General features: G+C 41.0%; 2 protein-coding genes and 1 pseudogene. All 3 read right to left on the bottom strand.

Annotated features, from left to right (window positions below; all coding sequences use genetic code 11):
* Positions 1 to 384: 384 nt before the first annotated feature.
* Positions 385 to 1485, bottom strand: coding sequence for a uroporphyrinogen decarboxylase family protein (locus tag AAC033_RS18665; protein ID WP_339740995.1), 1101 nt, complete (start codon positions 1483 to 1485; stop codon positions 385 to 387).
* Positions 1486 to 1500: 15 nt separating this feature from the next.
* Positions 1501 to 2913: an L-fucose/L-arabinose isomerase family protein gene (locus AAC033_RS18660; protein WP_339740993.1), complete on the bottom strand. Its 1413-nt coding sequence runs from the start codon at positions 2911 to 2913 to the stop codon at positions 1501 to 1503.
* A gap of 502 nt (positions 2914 to 3415) precedes the next feature.
* Positions 3416 to 3699, bottom strand: a pseudogene (locus AAC033_RS18655) (IS4 family transposase); the annotation flags it as partial.

Below are 3699 nucleotides of genomic sequence, written 5' to 3'. Positions count from 1 at the left end.
GTGCAGTTCAATTTCACACATTAAATCTGGAATTGCGAGATGGATAACGATGCTCCGCGCCGCAATAGGTGAATCGGCTGGAATGTTGATGGAATAGCTATTATTCTTAAGGTCGAAAAGGGTTTCAGAGGATCGGCCGCCATCCAGCATAATTGCGGATTATCGACCTCCGGAGATGAAGAAACCGTGGCATTTTCGTTTGTAGGTCTTCCGCTTCGATGGAACGGAATGCAAGAAAGCAGTAATAAAAAAGGAACTCAAGAAGAATACCATTGCTTTTAAAAAATTAAAATCATTTTTCATGATCAGTTATTTTTTTTATGCTTTAACTGAACAATTTCACGACTAAATGAAAACTGAACGAGATGGTGTTATTTACTTAGTTTAATATTTTCCATGTTTTTTGCAAAGCTGAATAAATTTAAGCACCCTTTCCGGGGAAACATCGTTTTGAATGATATGAGCCGGTGAAATCATATAGCCTCCACCTTTGCCCAAGATTTTTATTTTTTCGATAATGTCTTTTTCTAACTCTTCATCGGATCCATTTGGCAGCAGATCCTGCTGATCGATGGCACCCCAAAAAGCAAATTTATCGCCAAATCCTTTTTTCATATCGTCCGGCAAATGCCCTGGAACACCGGGTTGTACAGGATTAAATACTTCGAATCCAATTTCTCTGATATCGTTTAATAATTCTGCCACTGCACCATCGCAATGTAAGATGGGAATGATACTAGAATTGGCCTGTTTAAACCGTTCAATCATTTTAGAATAAATCGGTTTTAACTGTGTCCTGAAAGTATCGGGATCCATAATCAGGCTTTGCTGGGTGCCGAAATCGTCTCCAAACCATAAGGCATCCACACCTTTTTCAATGAGCCGCAAACCAATTTGCGTTTGAAATTCGGCGCAGGCTTGAAACAGTGGAACCACATATTCTGTTTGCATCATCATATCAATAAGCAATTTTTCCATTCCTGCCAACTGGTGCGCTAAAGAAAACACGGTTACCTCAATGTCGCCAATAATCAGATAATCGTTTTTGTATTTTTTCACCAGTGCTTCGGCATCTCGAAATCGTCCGGGAGCATCCACATCGGGAAACGAAAAGGCTTCAATATCTGCTTTCGTTTCAGCCTGTGCCAAAGGATAATCCACGACCTCAACATAAATATCTCCCTGGCGCATCAGCATTTTATACTCGTTGTACCATTGCCCTTTTTCATTTGGTTTAATCTTAAAATTGTCTGAAACAGAAGCGCCCGTTACTACTACGTCGCATCCCATTGCAAGGCGAAGTTCATTGGCGCTGATGCGGTAGGTAACATCTTCATACAGATTTTCGGTGTAAGTTGCCGGAATTTCCAGTTCTTTTGCAAAATGCTCATACAGTTGTCTGCACATTTCAAATTGAATTGGAACACGGTCGGGGGTTCCTTTAATTTTGCCAAAGGCTCTTAATACTCTTTCTCTTGAATTCATAATTTTATTTTGTGTTTAACAAATTTTCACTACTTTCAAACTCAGTATTTGTCCCAATTTTTCAATTTTATCTGCTATATGCCCTACTCCAATGGCACAATGGTGTGCCGGCCCTTGCTTCGACCATTGATTCATAAAATCTTTAGCGCCAATTGGGAATTTATAGCGGCTGTTGGTATTTCCAATTTGCAATACCGGCCCCGGTACCGATTGGCCTTCAGCGGTTAAAAGGAATAAACCATCTTTTCCTTCTACAACAGAAAGTAAAGTTACCGGCCCGTTCTTTACATTCATTTGAATGGATAATCCTTTTCCTGGTTTGCCATGGTATATGGGCAATGGAACCAGCTTTACCTGTTCCTCGGCAATGGCATAGTGAGCAGGGCCATCGTGCCCCAGGTAAACCACATCGTCTTTAAAATCCATCAGGTAAAATTCAGAAAAGGAGCCGCCAGCGCCAAATTCAGCCATGATCTTCATGGCCTGAGCATTTTTTACTTCACACTCGCCTGCAACCGGAATGTTTTTCCCGGTTAATAAGGTATTGCCGGCAATTACAGAGGTTACAATGTTCTCATAATCGTTGCCCGATTCGCCTTCATAATAATAAGCCATCGAACCCAGATTATGATTCTCAATTAGCTTGTCCAGTGCAACAGAAGTCCTCGCAGCCCTTTCAATCTCACTTTTTTCACATTCAAGCGAAACCTCAAATGTGTTGTCGAATTCTTCCATTTTTGAGACGACTTCGTCTTCTGTAGCTTCATCCCGGTATTTTTTCAATTCACACATTTCCAACATTTCAATGTGAGTGCCGAATACAGCGCTTTGTTTTGTCAGGTCGGTATAAACATCCAACATTCCACCATAATAATGACCCAAAACCCCCAGGCGGTGGTTTCTCATGTTAGCTGCAACTCGTGCTGCTTCTGTCCATGCTTTAACTTCAGACCACGCTTGTTCGTCCTCTAAATATCCGGTCACAAAATCGTATCGGATACCTGATCGGTTAAACACACTGGCAATTTCAGGAACAAAGCAGGCTTGGCAATGCTCCAGCCACACCCCGGTCATTTTCCCGCGGTCGTTTAACTGATTGAAGGCTTCATAGTCTAATTGCGGCACAGGTTGAAGATTTAAAACCACGATGGGTACTTTTACCTTTTGCGCAATGGGTAACACGGTTGAAGATAAAGCATAAGTTGAAACATACAGAAAGACAATCTCAACATCTTTCTTCTTTAACAAATCAGCCGCTTCGCGTGCTTTTTCAGGATTATCAACCATTCCGGCATCGACCACTTCCACTCCAAAACCTGCAATTTGGTTTTTGATTTGTTCCTGGTATCCTTGCAGGTTGTTGAGTAATCCCTCAAATTGAGGCCAATAGGTGTCGAGCCCAATTCCAAAAAGTCCTGCTTTTGTCATATCTGATTATTTAAAATATTTAATTATTATCCAGTTTCTCTGATGAACTCGCCACAATCAGGTGATATGCTGTTTGCTTTTGCCGGCGTTATTTTTTGAATGTGATATCACTGCTGTCTCGTCAAAAGAGACTGATTGACAGTTGTTTATAGTTTATTTCTTTGGCATTTCTGTAATCATTGTTTGTAAGCAACTCTCTGTCAGGTGTTTTGTCCAGTAGCGAGATTCCCAAAATTTGTAGAATTTTGTAGTTTGAACGGTCTATTTTTAGTTCTTTGCTTACAATGGCCCTCAAACAATATGTGGTAATGGCACAATAGAGTTGTGTTTTTACAGCATTAAGGGTATGGCCCCAAAAGCTTTTCATTGTAAGATGCTGTTCGATCCATTAAAAAAAATCGACTCGCCAGCGATTCTTATAAAGAATGGCGATTTCCAGGGCTGCGGGTCCGAAGTTGTTTGTCAGGAAAACAAATTCAACATCTGTTTCACAGTCGTAATACTAAACCCGACGAAGTTTCTGTGGATAACGATTGTGAGATTTTGGGTGCAAAAAAACACCGGTCTGGTCACATCTTATCCCATTTGATTTGTCAACTTGGCCAGAGTACATCCCCTTGAACTTGAGGTTGTCTATGGCCCGTACAACAAACCATGCTTCAAGTTTTTGAATCCTGCAAAGCCGCTTAAAATCATTGTAGCCTCGGTCAAAGATGTAGTAACTGCCTTTCTCATATGGGATATTATCCATGGCATTTACATCGTTGACTGATGCGGTGGTAATGT

Source organism: uncultured Sunxiuqinia sp. (genome assembly GCF_963974515.1).
Lineage (GTDB): Bacteria > Bacteroidota > Bacteroidia > Bacteroidales > Prolixibacteraceae > Sunxiuqinia.
Note: the sequence above shows the minus strand (reverse complement) of the source record. Positions and strands in the feature narration are given on the sequence as shown.

Bases quoted from the DNA above. Each gene is read 5' to 3' on its own strand.
- AAC033_RS18660 (WP_339740993.1), bottom strand. From the start codon at position 2,913: ATGACAAAAGCAGGACTTTTTGGAATTGGGCTCGACACCTATTGGCCT.
- AAC033_RS18665 (WP_339740995.1), bottom strand. From the start codon at position 1,485: ATGAATTCAAGAGAAAGAGTATTAAGAGCCTTTGGCAAAATTAAAGGA.